Consider the following 22,083-nt stretch of genomic DNA (forward strand, 5'->3'; position numbering starts at 1 on the left):
CAACTGTTTTATCTAATTTTTTGTATTTTCACTTTTTAGTTTTAATCTCTGTCTTGATTTATTTTTATTATCATTTTCTGAATTTTTCACAGTAGCTTTTTCAGTTCTAATATTTTGCTCTTTTTGCTTAATCTTAGCTATTTTTTTATTATCTTCCTCAAAATCATCTTCAAACATCATTTCAATTTCATCTGTCCCAATAACTTTTGAAATTTTTTCTGAATGATCTGCCATCATCCCCAAAGTTACAACGTGTTTACAACAATTTTTCTTATTATTCTTAAAAAACATGCAATCACAGTTTGCTTCGATAAATTCCCCTTTTTTCTGTTCTACCGTAATTGATGTCTTACAAAGGCTGTTTTCCTTGTACTCACCTTCCACCGTTATAAAATTTCCATCAGCGAAAAGTGCAGTTATATTCCCCAAACTCTTATTATAATATTCCTCTCCGATTACGAAAATACTTGGCGTTATCTGTTTTTTTAATTCTAACGAAATACTATTCTCTCTCATATCTCTCCCTGCTTTTATTTTAAAAAAATCTTTTAATTTTCAACTTTCCTCTTTACAATTCCCCCAATAGATTCCGTTATTCTATCAAAAATTAATGACATAATAAAAAACTATTCAGAATTTTAAAATCTAAATTTAAATAGATTTCATCATTATTATTGCATTTTCATTATTCCCATAATAATTTTTCCTTACATAAATTTCTTCAAATCCAATTTTTTTATAAAGTTTTAGCGCTTTTTCATTATTCTCATTAACTTCCAGCAAAAATTTTTCTCCTGAAAAATGTATATTTTTAATTCTTATATTTTCATTATCCTTAATCAGATTTTTCATACTTTCAATTAACAATTTTTCGCCAAAACCTTGTCCTTGATATTCTTTTTTTATTGCTACCTCAAAAATATCTATGCTCTCTATTGTACCATAAAATGCGACATATCCCAACATATTTTTTTCAAATTTTTCATTTTTACCAAAATCCGTTTTTTCTTTTTGACTTTTTTCAAAAATTTTATTTTTATCTTCTTTTTTTAATTTTTCTATAAAAATATTTTCTCTCACAAAATTAAATAAGCAGTATATCTCATACTGCTCACTTAACATCATTTCAGAAAAATATTTATCTTCAACTTTATTTTTAAAGCTCTCATTATGAATTTTAACCAATTCATCGACAATATTTTCCATTTTATTCTCCATTTTTATTTAACTTTATCAAACTCTTCTTTAATTATTAAAATAAATACACTTATAAATGTAAATGCTCTTAAATTATAATAGCCCAATTCTAGTCAATGGCCACCATCTTACAAGCAATTCACCCTTAATTCTTGGCTCTGCTACAAGCCCAAAGTATCTTGTGTCATGACTATTTGAAGTGTTATCTCCCATAGCCATGTAATAATTAGTATCAAGTGTTATAGTTTCTCCATTTAACAACTTCTTAAACAATTCATCATTATACTTAAAGTCCATAATTGGCATAACCATTTCATCTCTACCTTCAACTTTTAAAGTAAACGTATAGTATTTATTAGTTAGCACATTATCAGGGCTAGCTTTATAGATATCATTACTTCCTATTATATCTTTAAAATTCTTATCTGTCTTTATTAAATCTAAAAACTCTTTTCCACTTAATTTTTTGTAACCTTTTCCATCATAGTAGCTTTCCCAGTTTACTTGACCAATTAAAGTATTATCTTTGTCTTCCGTTTTTCTAAATACTTTATCAATTGCAATGACTTTATCTAGTTTTACTTTATCACCTTTTTTAGGAATATAAATTTTATTATTCATAAGAATTCCTTCAGGTAAATATAATTTTTGAGGTGTTACTCTTTTTAAAATTTCTGATTCCTGTCCATTTATTATCATTGCTCCACCAACTTCTTTAACTTGACGTTCCTGTAATTCTTTTTCATATTTTGCTTCTTCAAGTTTGTCGTGTTTTTCATCGCCAGTATATTCAATTTTTGGTTCGCTGTCAAGAATTGCGATTCTAAATTCTGTTATACTCATTTTCCCTTTTGCAATTTGTAAAGTATCTCCGGCTGCTCCAACTATTCTTTTTGTAAACATCAGTTTATTTTCCATCGGTTCTTTAAACGCAATTATATGTCCAACTTTAGGGTGTGAAAAATGATATTTAACCATATTCGTAAAAACCCTATCTTGAATCCTAATTGTAGGTTCCATTGAACCTGTAGGAATTACATAATTTCCTATATAAAACATTTGTATCAGTCCCACTAAAATAATTGCAACTAAAGCATTATCAATTCTTGAAATTGCTTTCCCAAATGTACTTCTTTTTCTTTCTTCTCTTTTAATTCTCTCTTCTACTGTAATATTTTCCTTTGGAAACATTTTTTTAAAAATTTCTTCTGTGCTTTCATTCTTTACTTTTGCCTCAGTCAATATATTCTCCATTTTTTTATTTCCATACACAGCTTCCTTTAGAATCATTTGTTCATCAATTTTTTCTTTTGGTAAATCTTTAAACAAATAAATAAGAATCAATGAAATTACAACATTTATTCCCAAATAAATATGAAAATTTATATCCATAATATTAAACATTAATCTGCTCAAAAACAACATTACAAGATTAAGTAAAAAAATCCATTCATGTTGTCTTCTTAGAACATAAATTATTAAATTTATAATAAACACTCCAAGAATTCCCCAAACTTTTATAAAAATATCAGAATCTGGCGTTTTATCAACAATCACGAAAAATACTGATGTAATAATTAATGCAACTATTGTTAATATATTCCCTGCAATAAAACTTCTATCGCTTCTCTCAAGTGAAACTTTCTGCAATATTTCATCTTCTTTAGTTCTTATCCAATGTATGACCTGTTTTTCCTTAAAAAAGAAAAATAACAGAAATAACGTTGCAATAAGATAAAATACTCCCCACAATAACATATTCATAATTTTTCCTCTCCTAAATTTGAAATTTTATAATTTTTAAATTTTTTAGTTTTATAAAAATAAAAAGCTAGCATTTTGCTAGCCTTGAAGCTACTTTCTAATTTCTTTAATTCTAGCAGCTTTTCCTGATAAGTTTCTCAAGTAGTATAATTTAGATCTTCTTACTTTACCAATTCTCTTAACTTCGATTTTTTCTACTAATGGAGAATTTAAAGGAATGATTCTTTCTACACCGATTCCTGAAGATACTTTTCTAACTGTGAAGTTTTTAGCAACACTTCCACCAGAAACTCTAATAACTACACCTTCAAAAACCTGTATTCTTTCTTTGTTTCCCTCTTTTACTTTGTAGTGAACTGCAACTGTATCCCCTGCTTTAAATTGAGGTACGTCAGCTTTCAAGTAATTTTTTTCTACTAATTCGATTAATTTCTCTTTCAAGAAATTCACTCCCTTCTTTCTAAGACATTCTTTCTATCTATACCAATTTTACTAATTCACAAACTTTTCTTGCTTATAAATCCTTTACAAAACTGGTAGCAACAATAAAAGCGGAATATCCTTTTATTCAATAACTTATTAAGTTTATCACATTTTCCATTAATTTTCAATACAATTACAAAATTTTTTTCAATTTTTTCAAAATTTTTAAAATCATATTCTTTTTTCCTAAAATACTTTTTTTAATCTAAATATTTCAAACTCAAAAATTATAATCTTTTTATCAAATATCTATATTAAATTATAAATTTTAAGCAAATTCAAGTTTATTTCAATTTTTCAACCCACTCAGCTTCCTTAAATCCAACCAGCACAAAATCCTTCCCTACCAAAAGTGGTCTTTTCAATACCATTCCATTGCTTGCAAGTATTTCAAACTGCTCATCTTCTGACATCTCTGCCAATTTTTCCTTCAAGTTTAGCTCTTTGTAAACATTCCCGCTTGTATTAAAGAATCTTTTTAACGGCAATCCACTTTCTTTATAATATTTCTTAATATCTTCCTTCGACGGTGTTTCTTCCACAATGTGCTTATATTCGTAATCAATCCCATTTTCCTCCAGCCATTTTATAGCCTTTTTACAAGTTGTGCATCTTGGATAGCAATATACTTTGTTCATTTTTTTACTTCCTTTCGTAATTTATTAAAATTTAAATTCATCAACAAACTGTTGACTTTTTAATCAAGAACTTCCTGTAATTTATCGCTTATAATATGTGTTATTGGTCTTTTAGAAATTTCTGTTAAGTATTCTTGTTTTATTAATTGTTCTATATTTTTTTTCAATGTAGGCATGCTTACTTTAATTATTTCGACTAATTGCCGATCTTCTAAAGGAAAATCAGAAAAGATATAATTCTGAATATAAACAAACAATATATTCTTCTTTAAATTATCTAAATCTAATTTATCTAAATAATCTTTTGAATATTTTAATTTTTCTATTCTATCCATCAGCATTTTAATTATACTTTCTTGTCCTTTTTTTATCAATTCCATAATTCCTAAAAGTTTAGCGTAATCAAAAATATAGTCTTTTTTAGATATTTTGGCTAAATTTATAATAAAAATATAAAAAATATCTAGATTTCACAAAATTCTTATTAAAAATTTGCATTTCTGATTCATTATACTTGTTTAGTGATTCAATATACTTTATCTTTAACAAAGGGGCTTGATTCCTTGCTAATAATATTTATTTCACTATATTTCAAAATTTATACAATTATTGAACAGGTTTGTTTCTTTAAAGATTGAAAAACTTACTATAATTCAATATCACTCTCATAATACAAAACTTGATTCATATTTCCTTGCAAAAATTCAACCTTTTCCCTAATTTCCTCAGATACAAACGGCATTTTTATATCTGACAGAGTTTCTTTTAAAGTTTGTGTTAACTCCACTATTTGCACTTTATATTTATCGAGTTTTAAATCATTTGCCATTGATTTTATACAATCTTCAAGAGTTCCAATTTCATCAACTAAATTGATATTTTTGGCTTCACTTCCAAGCCATACTCTTCCCTGTGCGATTTTTTCAAGTTCCTCATCATTCATTCCTCTGGCTACCATTACATGTTCCTTAAACTCGCCATAAACTTCGTTCATATTATGAATTAATTTCTCTTTTGAATCTTCTCCCAACTTTTCAAACGGATTCAGCATATCAAAGCCAGCACCTTTTCCAAATCCTTCCAAATTAACGTCTAACTTTTTCATTGTTCCTGCAACTTCAGGATACATCATAACAACACCGATTGAGCCTGTCAAAGTAAAGTTATTCGCAAATAATTTTTTTCCAGTTGTAGCAATGTAATAACCACCGCTTGCACAGACATCTCCCATTGAAACATATATTGGCACAGTCAATTTTTTTAATTTCTTATATATTTTTTCAGAAACTAAAGCACTCCCGCCAGGCGAATTTATTCTTAACACCAACCCTTTCAAATTCTTTATTTCTTTTAATTCCTCGAGTTTTTCACAAACATTATCATAGGTAATATTTTTGTTGGGATTTTTCACATCAATAACACCCTCAAGATTTATCACAGCAATCGTATCTTTTGATTTTTCTTTTTTTTCTTTCAACATTCCTATGTAATCTCCAATTGAAGCAGTGTCTTCCTCATAATTTATCCCAATCTCATCATAATCAGTAACACCGTCAATCAATTTATACTCCAAAGCCTTTTTCGCTCCAGCAAAAATCAAATTTCCACTCAATATTTCATTTTCAATGTCAACCCCTCTTTTACTTTTTACCAGTTCCACAAAATCTTTAAAAACTTTATCTTTTATATTTTTAATTGATTCTTTTTTCTCTTCTGACATTCTATTATGGCTATATTTTTCTCCAGCGACCTTGTAATTACCAATATGAAGCACATTCATCCTTATCCCAAACTTTTCCAGAAACGACTTCAAATAAAATTCCTTATGCAAATATCCCCTAAAAATAATAGTTGACTGCCTTGTGTCAAACATAAAAATCTTATCCGCAAGCAAAGCCTCTCTATATCTACTTTCCTCAAAAAGCGTACCTATTGCCACTACTTCCTTGTTTTTCCTAATCTTATCAAAAATTTTAGAAATCTCTTCCAGCTGTGAAAGTGTCAAATTCAACTTATCCACATCAATAATCACTTTTTTTATATTCTTATCTTCCGCAAGATTATTTAATCCTTTTAATATTTGATAATACGATAATTTCTCTTTCCCCTTTAATGCAGACATAGCCACATCTTCCTTCAATTTTTTAATATCAAACACAACAGTTTTTACCTTTTTTAAAGGCAATTTCTTCTTATTTTTCACTCTAAGAATTTTCTTCACAAAAATTAGATTTAAAATCACACACAAAATAAGCATTATTACTATTTCTAACAGCATTTTCAAAATAAACATCATCTCAACTCCCTTTTTAAATTTTCTATAATAATTATATATTTTTAATAAATTCACAAATCTTATTACTTGTTACAATAGGATATTTCAAATTTTGATTAAATATAGAATTTGAATATTCTTTTCGTACTATTACGCCACAAACTATATAATCTTCTATTTCAAATATATATTTTTGTTTATCATTTTCAGACATTTCTTCTAATATTTTATTTTTATTATTACTTACCCACTCTACTTTTTTGTGCAATTTATCTTGAAATTTCTTTTTTTCATCTACTTCCTCACTATTAATTCTTGATTTAGTATTAAATTTTAAATTCAAATTTTTACATTCTATAATTAAAATTTTTCTATTCTTTATACATAATATATCTATCTGACCAGGAGAACCTACAAGATCTATATTGGGTTTTATCCATAAATTAGAAATTTCATTTTCTATCATATTTAAAATTTTAATTTCAAAATTATCATTTAGACTATTATAACTTTTGTCTAACTTAGCACTTTTTATTATATCATCGGGTAGATATCTATTCTTAATATCTTCTAACAACAAATTTAAAGAACTTAAAAATAAAAAATTATTAATCAAATATTGATTTTCTAATTTTATTATACTCTTTCTTAAAACTCTATTTTTATCATTTAAATTTTTATCATAAATATTATCTTTTTGAGGATTATATAAAAAATATTCAAATATCTTTTGACTTTCCTTTTCTTCACATTCTCCCCAATAACTCAATAATTCTAATAGGTTATCTTCAAACCTAAAAATATACTTGTATCCTCCCCCTAAATTTTTTTCTAATTCCTTTATTATTTTTGTATCGTTTCTATTTTAAATCCAAAAAATTACTAAATTTATCATATAAATTTTGAATAATTTGATTATCTCTAATATTATTTTGATTATGTTCTTCTAATTTATTATTTTTAATTTCATCAATAAAAAAGGAGCATAATCTTTTTCTTTTCCACTATTAGATATTAATAATCTACCTCTTTCAAAAATTATGAACTTATCTTTATATTTTCCATCTATCAACTCAATGGTAATATTTCTAAATTTTTCAAGTTTTTTTAATGAGTCTAATATTTCGTAATATTTGTTATCATCTAAGATATTACTATTGTATTCTGATACATCATTATAATTTTCAAAATTAAACCCAATCCTAGTTCAATTGACAATCTATCTATTGATAATACATGATTTACTGTATATTCTATTTCTATTTTTTCATAATCATTTTTTTTATAAAATTGGGAAACTTTTGATAATGCTTGTCGCCTATTTTCAATTAAACATTCTAATAAAAATATCAATATTTCAAATTTATTAAAAGAATCCAGTTTTTTTAATATTTCATGAAATAATTCTCCTGTTATTCTATATATGGCTTCTTTTTTTTCTTTTTTCACTAAAACTTTTCCGTTATATCCTAATTTTTCTATTATTTCAGAAATATCAACATCGTTTAACCCTTCAGCTTGACTATATCTTTCCATGTATTTTATGTAAATATGCTCATCTCTCTGATAAAAATTCTTTATAACTTTTGATTTTTCACCATCTGTCATATCTGATACTCTCCTATAACTCAATTAACAACTTCTTCAATTCATTCATTTTATCCCTCAATTTAATAGCTTCCTCAAAATTAAGCTCCTCAGCCAGTTTTTTAATCTGTTTATCAAGTTTTTTAATTTCCTTTTCCACGTCTTTTTCGCTCTTATACTGTTTAATTGCTTTGTTTGCTTCATTTTCTTTTTCAATTTCATAGTCTACGATTGACTCTGCAATTTCTCTTACGATTGATTTTGGATTAATGTTGTTTTCCAAGTTGTATTTTTCCTGAACTTCACGCCGTCTGTTTACTTCGTCAATGGCTTCCTGCATAGAGCCTGTTATTCTGTCGGCATACAAGATAACGTGTCCTTCTACGTTTCTTGCGGCACGTCCCATTGTCTGAATTAAAGATCTTCTGGAACGCAAATATCCTTCCTTGTCTGCTTCCAAAATTGCCACTAATGAAACTTCTGGAATATCCAGCCCTTCCCGCAGCAAATTTATTCCAACCAGAACATCAAATTCACCTTTTCTCAAGCCTCTTATTATCTCTGTTCTTTCTAGCGTATCAATGTCAGAGTGCATATATTTTACTTTTATTCCATATTCCAAATAGTAATCTGTCAGTTCTTCTGCCATTTTTTTTGTTAAAGTTGTTACTAAAATACGTTCTTTTTTTGCAGTTCTTGTCTTTATTTCATCCATTAAGTCATCAATTTGATTTTTTGTTTCACGAATATCAATACTTGGCTCTACAATTCCTGTTGGACGGACAAGCTGCTCTACAACTTCACCATTTGAATGTTCCAGCTCGTAATCGCTTGGAGTGGCTGAAATATACACAGCTTGCGGAACTTTTTCAAAAAATTCCTCAAATTTCAACGGACGGTTGTCGTAAGCACTTGGAAGCCTAAATCCATTGTCAATTAAAGCCTTCTTTCTTGCCCTATCTCCCTTATACATTCCATTTATCTGCGGAACTGAAATGTGCGACTCATCCAGAAATACGACTAAATCCTCTGGAAAATAGTCAATCAACGTATCAGGCGCTTCTCCTTCACCCTTTCCAGTCAAATATCTGGAATAGTTTTCCACACCTTTACAATAACCAATTTCTTCAATCATTTCTAAGTCATATTTCGTTCTTTGCTCAATTCTCTGTGCTTCCAGTAGTTTTCCTTCCTTTTGGAAAAAATGCACTCTTTCTTCCATTTCCTTTTTTATTGCCTCAAACATCACTTTTGTATCTTCATTTGTCAAATAGTGAGTTGCAGGCATTATTGTGATTCTTTTTATATTTCTAATTTTCTGTCCAGTAAGCGTATTAATTTCTGAAATACTTTCCAAATCATCTCCAAAAAATTCAAAACGGTACCCTGTATCCTGATAAGATGGATGTAAATCAAGAATATCACCTTTCACACGGAATTTTCCACGCTCAAATGCAATATCATTTCTCTCATATCTAAGTGAAATCAGCCTTTTTATAAGCTCATTTCTCTCAAATCCAGTTTCCACATCAATCGGAATCGATCTCTTTTTATATGCCTCTGGCGACCCCAATCCATAAATTGCCGAAACTGAAGCCACAATAATAACATCTCTTCTGTTCAAAAGTGCCGCTGTTGCCGCATGCCGCAATTTATCAATCTCATCATTAATTGAAGAGTCCTTTTCAATATACGTATCAGTTTGCATAATATACGCTTCAGGCTGATAATAATCATAATAAGACACAAAATATTCAACAGCATTTTCAGGAAAAAACTGCTTATATTCATTGTAAAGCTGTGCTGCAAGTGTTTTATTCGGCGCCATTATCAAAGCTGGACGATTTATTTTCTCAATAACATTCGCAACTGTAAATGTCTTTCCCGATCCCGTAACCCCAAGCAAAATCTGATCTGTAATCCCATCTTCCAAGTTTTCCACAATCTTTTTAATAGCCTGAGGCTGATCTCCAGTAGGCTTAAATTTTGAATGTATCTTAAAATCCATCTCTATTTTTCCTCCTTTCAAAACAAACCTTTTGCTTATTTATAAAAGTTTATAAACTCTCAAATAATACAATTTTTCATTTTTGATTTTTTTATTTTTTATTACTTTCTGACGAACCCCTGCTATAGTAATACTAACCCCCTTTTAAATAACGAATTTATTACAACCTTTTCTAACAAAGGATAAAAAATATTTTCAACTAATTAAAACATAATTTTTACTTTTTAAACAAAATCTATTACAAACTAATCTGTCGGAGCATTTTTCTGTGCTGGCAAAACTGTTTGAGCATAGCGAGTTTTTTGTCAGTGCTGAAAAATGTCGTAGACTAGCCATAGGTTGTAGGATTTGCGGCAATGAGCAATCCTACGAAAAGTAAAAAAGATAAAACAAGTAATATGAAAAAATATTTTTTAATTAAAATATACAAAAAATAATAAAAAACAATTTAATTGAATGATTATGAATTAGTTATCAAACAACCTTATTATAAAAATTTATTCCTATTTTTTAAATAAGGTTTAATATAACCTAAAAACAAAATTATTTTCCATAACCCATTTCATCAAGAAATTTCTTATTTTTTCTCCATTTCTTCTTAACTTTTACCCACAATTTCAAATTAACCTTCAAATCAATCAGATGCTCAATCTCACGTCTAGCCTCTGTCCCAATTTTCTTAAGCATAGCCCCATCTTTTCCAATAATAATTCCTTTTTGGCTATCTCTTTCAACATAAATATTTATATCATATTTTCTAATTGTAGGCTTTGTTTCCACATTTATAATCTCCACAGCTACACTATGCGGAATTTCATCTTTTGTATGATGTAAAATTTTTTCTCTGACTGTTTCCACAACAATCTTATTTACTGGTAAATCTGTATAATAATCTTCTGGATAAAACCATACATCATTTGACAAATATTTCTCGGCAACTTCAAATATCTTATGAATTCCAATTGCATATTCCGCTGTAAGAGTTATTATTTCATCAAACTCTCCCAATTTTTCACGAATTTCCTTTTTCTTCTCCTCAATTTCCTCATCCGACATTTTATCAATTTTATTAATAACAAGTACAATTGGTGTCTTTACACTTCGCACATTTTCATTAACAAACATATCCCCAGTTGAAATTTCCTGTGTCCCATCCAGCATAAACATTATCAAATCCACATTTTCAAGTGCCTCTAACGCCACATTAGTCATGTGTTCCCCAAGTAAATGTTTAGGTTTATGAATCCCTGGCGTATCAACAAATATAAACTGATTTTCTCCAATATTTACAATACCTTTTATCTGATCCCTAGTCGTCCCAGCCTTGTCTGACACAATCGCAACTTTTTCTTTCACAAGCTTATTCATAAGCGTAGACTTCCCAACATTCGGACGTCCAACAATTGTTATAAATCCTGACTTCATTCTTTCTCCAATTCTATTTTTTTAATTTAATTATGATAATAAATTTATTTAACAATTTATTTTATAAATTCAATTCTTAAATGTTTAACTAAGTAATTTTTATCTAAATAACAGTTTTTTTGGATAAAATAATTTGTTGTTAATAAATATTTTTTCTATAATTTATATATATTTTTTTATACGTAAAAGAGAGCATATACCATCCCCTTTTATTTCGCAATATTAGTTATTTTAATTTCTTCAAATTATAATATTTTTAGATATAGGCGAAAGTGCTACGCACCAATCCCAGTTTGTCTAAGCATTTTTAATTTAATTATAACAATTATTTTGATTAAAAAATTATAATTATTCAAAATAATCTGTAAAAACTTTAATAAGCAAAATTTCGTTAGAAGAAAATAGCTGTTTGAGCTTTTGGAACAATTTCAAGTTGTACAAAGTTGTTTGTATTAGAATAATATAAATTCAAAAGTGAGTTCTATTTTTCTTTTATAAGAAAGTTTTGCGTTAAGCGTGGGTGCAGGGAGATGGCGTCTGATCTCTCTGCTTAAATAAACATAAAATAAAAAAACTAAAATAATCTAAACTTATGAAAATTACTTTGTTGTATATTTAAGAAAAAAACTTCTAAAGTAAGTTATTAAAAAATCTATTTTTTATATTTTTTTTACAAATTCAGATTTCAGCTTCATCGCACCAAAACCATCTATTTTACAGTCGATGTTATGAATTCCATCATCAATTAATCTTATATTTTTAACTTTTGTCCCTCTCTTCAAGTCTGATGATGCACCTTTTACTTTCAAATCCTTAATAATTGTAACGCTGTCTCCATCCTGCAAAATATTCCCGTTTGAATCTTTCACAACGTTTTCATCACTGCTTTCTTCCCCATTTTCAGCCCATTCATAAAAGCATTCTGGACAAACTAGCATATTTCCATCCTCATAAACATATTCTGATCCACATTTTGGACAATTTGGTAAACTCATATTCTATCTCTCCCTTTCAAATTTTATTATTTTTTTATCATATTATTATACCACGAAACAGGAACTTATAAAATATGTTTATTATCATAATTTTCATTTATACTACTAATAACGTTCTTAAATTCATTTCTATAATTATTTTATTGTTTCAGTATTAAAAGAACTTGAATACATATCAATTTTTGCAGTAAACAAGGGCATTACAAAAAATGTTATAAAAAATAACATTCCATAATATGCAAAAATCGTCCACAACGGTACTTTTCCATTGATACTAATCTGTAAGAGCGGAATTTTACTTCCAGCATAAATGAACCCTTCAAAAGCTTTAAAAATAACTTCTGTAATAAAAACTACTATTCCATTAAATAAAGATAATTTAAAAATATTTAAAAGCACTGCAAAAAATAAACATTGTATAACAACTGTTCCAATCGGTATTCCTACAATATTTAATAAAAATGAAAACAATGGCAGTTTTTCAAAATAATACAAAAATAAAGGAATGCTCGTAATTTGTATTGTTAAACTTAAAAATATCAAATCTACAGTATTTCTCAATACTTCGTTTTTTATTTTATCCAAAATTTTTTCCTGATAAATTTTCTTAAATTCAGGATTTACAAATATTATTGCTACAACTGCTGCATATGAAAGCTGCATAGAAATATCAAAAAGTGAATATGGATTTAGTACAATTATAACAATAAATGATATTAACAAAGATTTTTTACTGTCTTCCTGCTCAAAAAGAATCCTTGCCAAAATCATCATCGCTCCCATAATATAAGCACGCAAAATTCCTGGAGAAAATCCAATTAATGCACAGTAAAAAGTGAGTGCAACAAGTGCCATTAAATACTTAAACCTGTACCCTAGCGACAGTCCATCCAAAATTTTCACAATTCCAATAACAACTAGACTTATATGAGTTCCAGAAATTACAATTAAATGAGCCAATCCCGTGTATTTAAACTTATCCTTCATATCCTTAGAAACTTCCGCCTTTTCTCCCAGAATCGCAGCACGTGAAAAAGCATACAAATTTTCTTCAGTTATAAACAAATTATCAAAAATCTCCAAAATATATTTACGAACACCATTTAATCGTGATTCTTTATATCCTAATACTTTCCCTTCAATCTTAATATTGCCATTTTTATTTACAATTTTCCTAATTTTGTACCGCATAAGGTAAAATCCATATTCAAGCCCCTTCTTATTTTCAATGCTCGCCTGACTTTTCAAATATTTGTTATTAACCTTCAAGACACTTCCACGATTTCCATCAATCTTCACATAAAGCGTCTTTTCTCCAGAAAGCTCCCCTTTAAAAGTAACAAAATTCAGATAAAACACAAACAAAAAAATCCCTACCAAAATTAAAATTCCAAATTGCCAAGTTCTTTTAACTTCTTCAATTCCTATTTCTATATTAAAAAACCTTACTAAATTTTGTTTCCTGCGTGAAAGTTCAGATTTTATATACTTTTTTCTAGCTTCTTTTTCTCTGAATTTCTGCATTTCCAAAATATATTTGTCAAATTCCTTATTTTCAAATTTATTTATGTTTTCTTGAGTTTGACTATTGTCATTATTTTTACTCACTTTTGTATTTCCAGAATTTTTTATATTTTCATTTTTATTAGATTTTTTCACGATTTTACGAAATTTTATATTCTCAAAATCTATTTTTTTATTTCTTTCCTCAATTATCTCATTATTTTCAAAATTTCCCCCATTTTTCATCTAAATTTCCTCCTCCCACAAATTAGCCTTTGAATAATCATCCGAAAGATTAATCGGCTTTTTAGCCCTATAAATACTTATAATCGGATATTTTGCCGCATTTATTGTGTTTGTAGAAATCCTGTAATAAATTTTTTCTCCCTTTTTATCCAGCAAATAAACGGAAAATCCTTTTTCAAAATTCCCTTCATTTGTGGTACGTCTTCTAAAATCAGCATTTTTATTAGAATTATTTGTCATATAAGATAAGTTTTGGGAAATCTCCATTTTATCTATAATATCCTTTTTCCCATTTTTTTCATCCAAAAAATAGGCCCTCTTTTCAGATATTTTAAAATCTAGCACATATTCCTTCCTGTTGTGCTGTGCATACTGCTGAATTTTTCTGATAAACTGGCTAATATTCCTCTTCTGAATTGCAAACTCCTGATTCTGCCTCTGTTTATGTAAATTCACAGAAACTACCATAAACAAAATCGCCATAATTGAAATGTATAACAAAACCTCAATGAGTGTAAACCCATCATTATTCCCCTTTATTCTCATTTTTTCACCCCTTATTTTTAACCTTTTTTTAATCAATACTATTATACACTATTTTTTAAAAAAATCAAATTTATAGTAAAACTAGTTTAAAACAGAACTCAAAAATTATGACTATTTTACTCAAACCCTAAATTATATAATTTCTATCAGTTCAATTTTAAATGGGTTCGAGTATATATTCAAAAAATTTAAAAATTGAAATAATATACAAAAAGCATTTGAAAACCTTTAAATTTATTTTATGCAAATATAAGAAAAAATTAAAACCTTTTTAGAAATTTGAGAAAGTATGTTATAATTTTATAGAAAACTCTCTTTAAACTTGAACTTAGTATTTATAATTCTTTCAGAAAAATTTTCTAAGATTATTTAGTTTTTAAGAAGTTGAAATCAAAAAAATTTAAGGAGAAAAAATATGAATAAAAAATTTTATTACAAGCCATTAATTGAATATACAGATTATGCTGGGAGAAAATATATTAAACCTGAAAAAGCAGGGGATTTAAAGGAAGATATGGAGCTTTTTAGAAAAAATGGACAGAATGCACGAAAGATTTTTACTGAAATAGCCAAATCTGTTGAGGAAAATGTGGAGGGATTTCATTTGCAGAAAGTTAGCAGCTGGATGAATCAAGGACAGGTTGCAAGACCTTATCTTTGGGTGTTTTTGAAGCAGGATGGAGATACTGAAAATGAATCTGGAATTGCACTTAGAGTCTTTAAAAATGAGAAAACTAAAAAAGTCGGAATTTCGATGGAAGTGAATTTTGTTGAACGTAAAATTGGGGAAAATACTCTTGAAAGACAGAATAAGGTTTTAGACTTGCCAATTAAGAAGCCACTTTATTATTTTGTGCAGTTTTCAAAAAGTAAGGAAAACTGTATGCTGGATAGAATTGAAGGAAGTGAAAAAAATAGGGAAAAATTACTTGAAGATATGAAAGAGAAAAATATCAGAAAAGTGCTTGTTAAATTTGATGTGGAAGAAATTGAAAAATTTGAAAATCTTGAAGATTTGACAAAGGAATTTTTAAAAGGCTTTAAATTACTGATGCCATTTTATTTAAAAACGAAAGAAATTTAGGGAGTGATAATTTTGAATTTAAAAAAATTGTTAAAAATATTTGGGTTGTTAATTTGGGCAGGAAATATTGGAAATGCAGAATATATAAAAAGAAATGGAGAAATTTATTATCGGGACTGGAGTGAAGAAAAGACAAGAATATTAAAAAATATAGATAAAAAATCCTTTGAAATATTGGAAAATGATTTTGCAAAAGATAAGAATAATATTTATTATCAAGGGGAAAAGATTGAAAAGATAGATCCTAAAAGTGCTAAAATATTTGGAAGTCATTTTGTGAAGGATGAGAAAATGGTTTTTGATGCTGATGAAAAAAAGGAATTGAAAGATGTGGATACGAAAACGCTTAAATCGGTTGGAGATTATTATTTTAAAGATAAGAACAATGCTTATTTTGATATGAAAAAAATTGATGAAAAAGTTGATTTAGAGACATTTGTTTATTTGGACTTTTTTTATGCTAAAGATAAGAATAATCTGTATTTTTATGGACAAAAAGTGAAAGGTGTAAGTCCGAATAATTTTGAGTTTTGGACTTCGTTAAGCAGTGTTCCTGACAATATCATTAAAAGCGGAAATGATTTTTATCTTGTTTATGAAAATAATTCGAATGAAAAAATATATGCCAAAAAAATGGATTTTCCAATTGACAAGGATACTTTTGAAAGTTTTTCCATGAGGGTTTATAAAGATAAAAATAATTTTTATTATTATGATGAAACTGATGATATAAAAAAAGGAAAAACACTTATTAAATTTAAAAATGAAGCTGATATAAAAACACTTAAATTTTTGAAGGAAAAAAATGGCGAAAAAAGTGATGAATATATAAAAGATGAAAAGAATGTCTATTATGTGGATGAAGAAAATGTAGAGATAAAAAAGATAGAAAATGCTGATTACAAAACCTTTCAAGTTATTGAATACTTATATGCAAAGGATAAAAACAATGTTTATTATCAAGGGAAAAAGTTAAATAATGTTAATCCAAATTACTTTAAAATTGTAGACAATGAAATAAAATATAATAATGTGTTTTATAAAATTGATGAAAATATGAATCTTATAAAAATAGAAAGAAAATAAAAAGTTGAAAAGTTAAAAAGGTATTTTATTTACTAAAAATTAAAGATTATAAAAAAGGAGTAAGTGTATGAAAAGAAAAAATTTATTAAAAATATTAATTTTATTTATCCTAGCAGGAAGCATTGCAAATGCGGAATATTTAAAGGAAAATGGTGAAATTTATTATAAAATGCCATATTATGAGATTAAGTCGAAAGTAAAAGATGTAGATATTGAAAGTTTTGAACCTTTAAAGGAAGATAGAGAGCTTATTGGTGATTATTATGCAAAAGATAATAAATATGTTTATTTTTATGGTAAGAAACTTAAAGATGTTTTGCCTGAAGGATTTGAAACAGTAAAAGAAAATTATGTGAAAGATAGTAAAAATGTATATAAAATTGAAGCTGAGATTACAGATAGTATACCAATATCTTCGGATAATAAAATAAATACGAAAAAAATATCTTTAGATGGACTTGATGTTAAAACTTTTAGAGCTTTAGAAAATAGCAAAGATGTTACTAGCATAGATTATTTTGTTGATAAAAATAATATTTACTATGCCTATGAGAATTTGGAAAAAATACAAGGAGCAGATAAAAATTCTTTTGAGGTTTTGGGTTATTATGATCGCAAAAGATAAAAATAATGTTTATTATAACGGTAAAAAGATGGAAAACGTGGATTCTAAGAGTTTTAAAAATTTTGGTAATTTTATAGGAAAAGATAAAAATAGAGTTTTTTACATTACAGGAAATGAGGATATTAAAGATGCTGATGCGGAAAGTTTTGAGATAATGGGAGATACTTATTATTTTAAAGATAAAAATAATATTTTTGTTATTAAATACAGTAATGAGTTTCCTGCTGGACAAGGTTTTATAAAATTACCAAATATTGATAGAAACAGTTTTATTACTTTGAGCGAGGAAATTGGAAAAGATAAAAACGGCGTTTACTATTTTGGTGAAAAAATAAAAGAAATTAATCCGAATAATGTTAGAGTTATTGAAGAAATGGGACAGGATAATTATATTCTTCAAAGCGAAAATAATTACTATTTGACATTTAATAGCAATAGCGATTTGTATGACAGAAAAAACGATAAAATTGAAGCAAAAAAAATAAATAATTTGAACATTGATTTTAGTACATTTAAGTATTTTGAAATTTTAAATTACTATAAAGATAAAAACAGTTTTTATTATCGTTCAGATAATGATTTAAAAAAATCAAAAGTGAAATTGATGTTAAAAGTGCTGATAAAATGCTTGAGTTAAATGATTTTGTAAAAGATAAAAATAATCTGTATTATTTTTCTAATGGAAAAATTGAGAAAATAAATTTGAATATTGATGTAAAAAGTTTAGAATTTTTTGATGACATTGATTCTTCTTATAGCAATTATATAAAAGATAGAAATAACGTATATTTTGTAGATAATAAAAACGGAAAGTAAAAATAGTAAAAAATGCTGATAAAAATACATTTCAAATTGTAAACGGAAATTATGGAGTAGATGGAAAAAATGTTTATTATAATGGAGAAAAGCTAGATTCTGTTGGTATTGAAGGGCTTAAAATTTTTGATGATAGTTACTTAAAGGATAATAAAAATGTCTATGAGATTTATACGACAGATGACGGAAAAACTAAAATAAGAACAATAAAAAATTTAAACATTGATGTGACAAGTTTTGAGAATATTTTAAAAGAAGCATTTTATAAAGATAAAAATTCGATTTATTATGTCGATATGACTGAAGATAAACAGGAATTAAAAAAACTGGAAGGAGCAGATGCTGATACATTTGAGCTGGGAATTTTTTCAAAAGATAAAAATAGCGTATATGTTGACAAACAGAGATTGGAAGGTGTTAGTCCAAAAGGATTTGAAGTATTGAACAGTGATTTGAGTTTTATAAAAGATTATAAGAATGTTTTTTATTTGGATAGAGCAGAGGATGGCATAACTTTCATACCAAGAGTGCAAAATATAGAAGGAGTAGATATTGCAACTTTGGAATTTGCTGGAGGACATTATAGCAAATATTATAAAGACAAAAACAATGTTTATTTTATGGATAACAGAGATGGTAAAATAAAATTCAAAAAATTATCCTATGTAAATCCGAAAACATTTGAAATGGTGGATGATACTTTTGCGAGAGATGATAAAAACCTTTATATATTTGAATATAAATTAAACGGAATTGATCCAAAGACATTTAAAAAATTAAGTTATGAAATAGTAAAAGATAAAAATGGACTATATTTCTTAGAAGATATTGAAAAAGAAAATGAAAATATAGAAATAAAAGTTCGAAAACTAAATATAAAAGGATTAGATTTAAAAACTTTTGAACATATTGATGGCAACTATTATAAAGATAAAAATTATGTTTATTATGAATCAGATAATAATCTTTATAAAATAGAAAATACTGATTTAAAAACTTTTGAAATTTTAGATTCAAGTTATACTGGTTATGGTAATTTCTCAAAAGATAAAGATTATATTTATCTAAATAATAAGAAATTAGAAGAAATAGATGCAAAAACTTTTGAAAAAATGCGGGCTAATCTTATAAGGGATAAAAATGGTATTTATAAAATTGAAGAAGACGAGGGAAAATACAAATTTAAAATAGTTCCAATCAATATAAAAATTGATTTCAAAAATCTAAAAACTTAGATTTGGGATATTTTAAAGATAGCAAAAATGTTTATTATTTTGACGTGGATAAATTTGAAAAATAGAAGGGGCAGAGGCTAGTTCATTTGAATCTTTAGATACTGGTTTTTACAAAGAACCTAAATACAACTTAGGTGACTATGTATGGGTAAAAAGATAGTTGGAATGGATTTTAAAGATATTGAAAATAGAGATGAGGAATGGTCAATTATAGAACTGGAGGGAACGTGGATAAAATACAAAGATAACGTTTACTATAAAGGAAAAAAATTAAAAGGAATCAGCTCTGATAATTTTAGTTATTTTGATGGCGGATTATGGTATGAAATAATACTATCTGATAAAAATGGTGTTTATAAATTTACTGAAACTGAAGATAACAAAAAAACAATAGAAGTAACTCGATTGGATAGTAAAGGCATTGATTTAGAAACTCTTGAAAGAATTTATTCGCCAATGGACAGTTCCTATTATTTCAAAGATAAGAATGGCGTTTATTTTATGGATGGAAATAAATTTGTAAAAATAAATGGAGCAGATAAAGACAGTTTTAGGGTAACAATGACTGGAAAATACGGAAAAGATAAGAATAACGTTTATTTCGAAGGGAAGAAAATGGAAGGGAAAAATCCAGTTGACTTTGAGGAGGAAATGGAGATTAAGTAATAAAAATTATTTTATTTGAATTGTTAACTTGAGAATAAAAAAGGAGAGTTGTTGTGAACATTAAAGGACATTTGTTAAAAATTCTACTTTTGTTTGTTTTGGCGGGGAGTATTGTGAATGCAGATATTCGTGTGATGCCTTTTTATGAAATTCATGGAAATAGTGTGTACTATAGAACAGAAAATGGATTAAAAAAATTGCCGAATGCAGATGCGAAAACATTTGAGATTTTGGGTTATCATATTGCAAAAGATAAAAATTCTGTTTATTATTGGGATGAAAAATTAAATAAAATAGATCCAAAAACTTTTGAAGTAGTTGAAGGATATTACATTACAATGTTTAAAGATAAAAATGGAATTTATACTTTTGGAAAAAATTATGATAAATTAAAAATTATAAATTTTAAAGAAAATGGGATTGATATAGATTTTAATGACTTTAAAGTAATTTCAAGCAAAGATCCAACTATTTATAAAAATAAAAATGATATTTATTTCCAAAAAGGTGGAAAAATTTTACAAATTAAAAATGTGGATGCAAAAACTTTTGAAAAAATAAATGGACGTAGCTATCTTGATAATAAATATTATCGGGATAAAAACAATGTTTACTATTTTTCTGAAGATAAAATGTTGAAACTAGAAAATGCAGATAGAAACAGTGTTAATGAATTAAGTGAAAATATTTTAAAAGATAAAAATTATGTCTATTTTGAAAATCAACAAATAAAAGGTTTAGATGTTAACAGCTTTAAAGTTATTTATGAAAATAGAATATCAGAACCCAAAAATTTGATAAAAGATAAAAATGGTATCTATTATATTGATGAGAATAAAAAAACTTTAATAAAATTTAGAAATGATGAGATAGATACAAAAAGTTTTGAAATAGCGAATGAAACGTTGGATGATTATTTCAAGGATAAAAATAATATTTATTATTTGGATGAGTATAAACTTCATAGGTTAGATGATTTGGATATTGAGACTTATCAAAATATTTCTATGACAAGATACAAAAAGGATAAAAATAATTTGTTCTTTAAATGGAAAAAAGTAAAAAATGTTAATCCTAATGATGTTGAAATAATTGAAAATGACTTTATCAAAATAAAAGGTACATTATATGAAATTTCTAATTTTGAGGAAAAAGAAGTTGAAATAGCACCTTTAACAGTTGATATAAACACTTTTGAACATATTGATAACAGATATTATAAGGACAAAACTAACATTTATTATGATAAAAATGGAAAATTAAAAAAAATAGAAGATGTAAATTTCAAAAGTTTTGGAATACTAGAAGAAAATTCTTATTTTGGAAAAGATAAAAATAATATTTATTATAAAGGCGATAAATTAGAAAAAATAGATAGAAATAGTTTTAAAGTATTAAATGAATCTTACGATAATTCTATAATAAAAGATAAAAATGGAATTTATATATTAACTAAAGAGAGTAGCATAAAAACAATTAAAATTGATAAAAATATTAAGAATATTGATTTTAATAGTTTTGAAGAAATTACAAATTATCCTTATGTTTTTAAAGATAAAAATACTGTTTATACTTTAAATACAGATGATGATAAAATTGCTACTGTTTTCAATTTTAGAGGAATTGATTATAAAATAAATGAATTAAGTGATGCAAATCCTAATATATTTGATATGATTGAACTTAATTATTTTAAAGATGATAAAAATGTTTACTATTTTTCAGATAAAGAAAAAATGATAAAGAAAATTAAAAATGTAGACAGTGAAAGTTTTGAAATAATGAATGATGACTATGCAAAAGATAAGAATGGTGAATATTATCGTGGAGAAAAGATTAGAGAAAATAGAGAAATTAAATAGTATAAATTTCAAAAAAAATGATATAATAAAACCAGAAATTTA

General features: G+C 26.5%; 22 protein-coding genes. 8 read left to right on the plus strand and 14 right to left on the minus strand.

Annotation, left to right across the window (positions count from 1 at the left end):
- Nucleotides 1–12: 12 nt before the first annotated feature.
- The 14 genes from FVE75_RS11445 to FVE75_RS06850 form a co-directional block, all read right to left on the minus strand.
- Nucleotides 13–516, minus strand: a complete 504-nt coding sequence (locus tag FVE75_RS11445) for a hypothetical protein (protein WP_232052476.1) — start codon at nucleotides 514–516, stop codon at nucleotides 13–15.
- Between the two features lie 135 nt (nucleotides 517–651).
- Complete coding sequence (locus FVE75_RS06790) at nucleotides 652–1,206, minus strand: GNAT family N-acetyltransferase (protein ID WP_172618792.1); 555 nt, start codon at nucleotides 1,204–1,206, stop codon at nucleotides 652–654.
- Nucleotides 1,207–1,290: 84 nt separating this feature from the next.
- Nucleotides 1,291–2,961 (minus strand): signal peptidase I, encoded by a 1,671-nt coding sequence (gene lepB / locus FVE75_RS06795; RefSeq protein WP_147005809.1) that lies wholly within the window; start codon nucleotides 2,959–2,961, stop codon nucleotides 1,291–1,293.
- A gap of 90 nt (nucleotides 2,962–3,051) precedes the next feature.
- A complete protein-coding gene (gene rplS, locus FVE75_RS06800) occupies nucleotides 3,052–3,402 on the minus strand; it encodes a 50S ribosomal protein L19 (protein ID WP_021768283.1) in 351 nt (116 codons plus the stop codon).
- A gap of 326 nt (nucleotides 3,403–3,728) precedes the next feature.
- Nucleotides 3,729–4,082 (minus strand): arsenate reductase family protein, encoded by a 354-nt coding sequence (locus tag FVE75_RS06805; protein WP_147005810.1) that lies wholly within the window; start codon nucleotides 4,080–4,082, stop codon nucleotides 3,729–3,731.
- Nucleotides 4,083–4,141: 59 nt separating this feature from the next.
- The gene (locus FVE75_RS06810; RefSeq protein ID WP_172618793.1) at nucleotides 4,142–4,456 is read right to left on the minus strand and encodes a hypothetical protein; all 315 of its coding nucleotides are present in this window, start codon (nucleotides 4,454–4,456) and stop codon (nucleotides 4,142–4,144) included.
- A 272-nt stretch (nucleotides 4,457–4,728) separates the two neighbouring features.
- Nucleotides 4,729–6,375 (minus strand): signal peptide peptidase SppA, encoded by a 1,647-nt coding sequence (gene sppA, locus FVE75_RS06815; protein ID WP_147005812.1) that lies wholly within the window; start codon nucleotides 6,373–6,375, stop codon nucleotides 4,729–4,731.
- A gap of 34 nt (nucleotides 6,376–6,409) precedes the next feature.
- Nucleotides 6,410–6,973, minus strand: a complete 564-nt coding sequence (locus tag FVE75_RS06820; RefSeq protein WP_147005813.1) for an NERD domain-containing protein — start codon at nucleotides 6,971–6,973, stop codon at nucleotides 6,410–6,412.
- Between the two features lie 527 nt (nucleotides 6,974–7,500).
- The gene (locus tag FVE75_RS06825; RefSeq protein WP_147005814.1) at nucleotides 7,501–7,965 is read right to left on the minus strand and encodes a hypothetical protein; all 465 of its coding nucleotides are present in this window, start codon (nucleotides 7,963–7,965) and stop codon (nucleotides 7,501–7,503) included.
- Nucleotides 7,966–7,978: 13 nt separating this feature from the next.
- Nucleotides 7,979–9,952, minus strand: a complete 1,974-nt coding sequence (uvrB, locus tag FVE75_RS06830) for an excinuclease ABC subunit UvrB (protein WP_147005815.1) — start codon at nucleotides 9,950–9,952, stop codon at nucleotides 7,979–7,981.
- Between the two features lie 543 nt (nucleotides 9,953–10,495).
- Entirely contained in the window at nucleotides 10,496–11,377 is an 882-nt protein-coding gene (gene era / locus FVE75_RS06835) for a GTPase Era (protein ID WP_147005816.1), read from the minus strand.
- A 659-nt stretch (nucleotides 11,378–12,036) separates the two neighbouring features.
- Nucleotides 12,037–12,372: a zinc ribbon domain-containing protein YjdM gene (locus FVE75_RS06840; RefSeq protein WP_021744002.1), complete on the minus strand. Its 336-nt coding sequence runs from the start codon at nucleotides 12,370–12,372 to the stop codon at nucleotides 12,037–12,039.
- A gap of 135 nt (nucleotides 12,373–12,507) precedes the next feature.
- Nucleotides 12,508–14,121, minus strand: a complete 1,614-nt coding sequence (locus tag FVE75_RS06845) for a ComEC/Rec2 family competence protein (protein ID WP_147005817.1) — start codon at nucleotides 14,119–14,121, stop codon at nucleotides 12,508–12,510.
- Nucleotides 14,122–14,667, minus strand: coding sequence for a type II secretion system protein (locus FVE75_RS06850; RefSeq protein ID WP_147005818.1), 546 nt, complete (start codon nucleotides 14,665–14,667; stop codon nucleotides 14,122–14,124).
- A gap of 415 nt (nucleotides 14,668–15,082) precedes the next feature.
- Between FVE75_RS06850 and FVE75_RS06855 the strand changes: the two genes are divergently transcribed.
- The 8 genes from FVE75_RS06855 to FVE75_RS06870 all read left to right on the plus strand — a co-directional run bounded on the left by FVE75_RS06855 (nucleotide 15,083) and on the right by FVE75_RS06870 (nucleotide 22,041).
- Nucleotides 15,083–15,751: a sakacin A production response regulator gene (locus tag FVE75_RS06855; RefSeq protein ID WP_147005819.1), complete on the plus strand. Its 669-nt coding sequence runs from the start codon at nucleotides 15,083–15,085 to the stop codon at nucleotides 15,749–15,751.
- A gap of 3 nt (nucleotides 15,752–15,754) precedes the next feature.
- Nucleotides 15,755–16,837 (plus strand): DKNYY domain-containing protein, encoded by a 1,083-nt coding sequence (locus FVE75_RS06860; RefSeq protein ID WP_232052477.1) that lies wholly within the window; start codon nucleotides 15,755–15,757, stop codon nucleotides 16,835–16,837.
- A gap of 67 nt (nucleotides 16,838–16,904) precedes the next feature.
- Nucleotides 16,905–17,462, plus strand: a complete 558-nt coding sequence (locus tag FVE75_RS11450) for a DKNYY domain-containing protein (RefSeq protein ID WP_232052478.1) — start codon at nucleotides 16,905–16,907, stop codon at nucleotides 17,460–17,462.
- Nucleotides 17,446–18,099: a DKNYY domain-containing protein gene (locus FVE75_RS11455; protein WP_232052479.1), complete on the plus strand. Its 654-nt coding sequence runs from the start codon at nucleotides 17,446–17,448 to the stop codon at nucleotides 18,097–18,099. The genes FVE75_RS11450 and FVE75_RS11455 overlap by 17 nt, the downstream gene beginning before the upstream one ends.
- Nucleotides 18,087–18,278: a hypothetical protein gene (locus FVE75_RS11460; protein ID WP_232052480.1), complete on the plus strand. Its 192-nt coding sequence runs from the start codon at nucleotides 18,087–18,089 to the stop codon at nucleotides 18,276–18,278. Before FVE75_RS11455 ends, FVE75_RS11460 begins: the two co-directional genes overlap by 13 nt.
- A gap of 35 nt (nucleotides 18,279–18,313) precedes the next feature.
- A complete protein-coding gene (locus FVE75_RS11465) occupies nucleotides 18,314–19,513 on the plus strand; it encodes a DKNYY domain-containing protein (protein ID WP_232052674.1) in 1,200 nt (399 codons plus the stop codon).
- 144 nt (nucleotides 19,514–19,657) lie between these two features.
- Nucleotides 19,658–20,179, plus strand: a complete 522-nt coding sequence (locus FVE75_RS11470; RefSeq protein ID WP_232052481.1) for a DKNYY domain-containing protein — start codon at nucleotides 19,658–19,660, stop codon at nucleotides 20,177–20,179.
- Nucleotides 20,180–20,232: 53 nt separating this feature from the next.
- Nucleotides 20,233–22,041 (plus strand): DKNYY domain-containing protein, encoded by a 1,809-nt coding sequence (locus tag FVE75_RS06870; protein WP_147005821.1) that lies wholly within the window; start codon nucleotides 20,233–20,235, stop codon nucleotides 22,039–22,041.
- Nucleotides 22,042–22,083 lie beyond the last annotated feature (42 nt).

The organism is Leptotrichia hongkongensis (assembly GCF_007990635.1).
Taxonomy (GTDB): domain Bacteria; phylum Fusobacteriota; class Fusobacteriia; order Fusobacteriales; family Leptotrichiaceae; genus Leptotrichia; species Leptotrichia hongkongensis.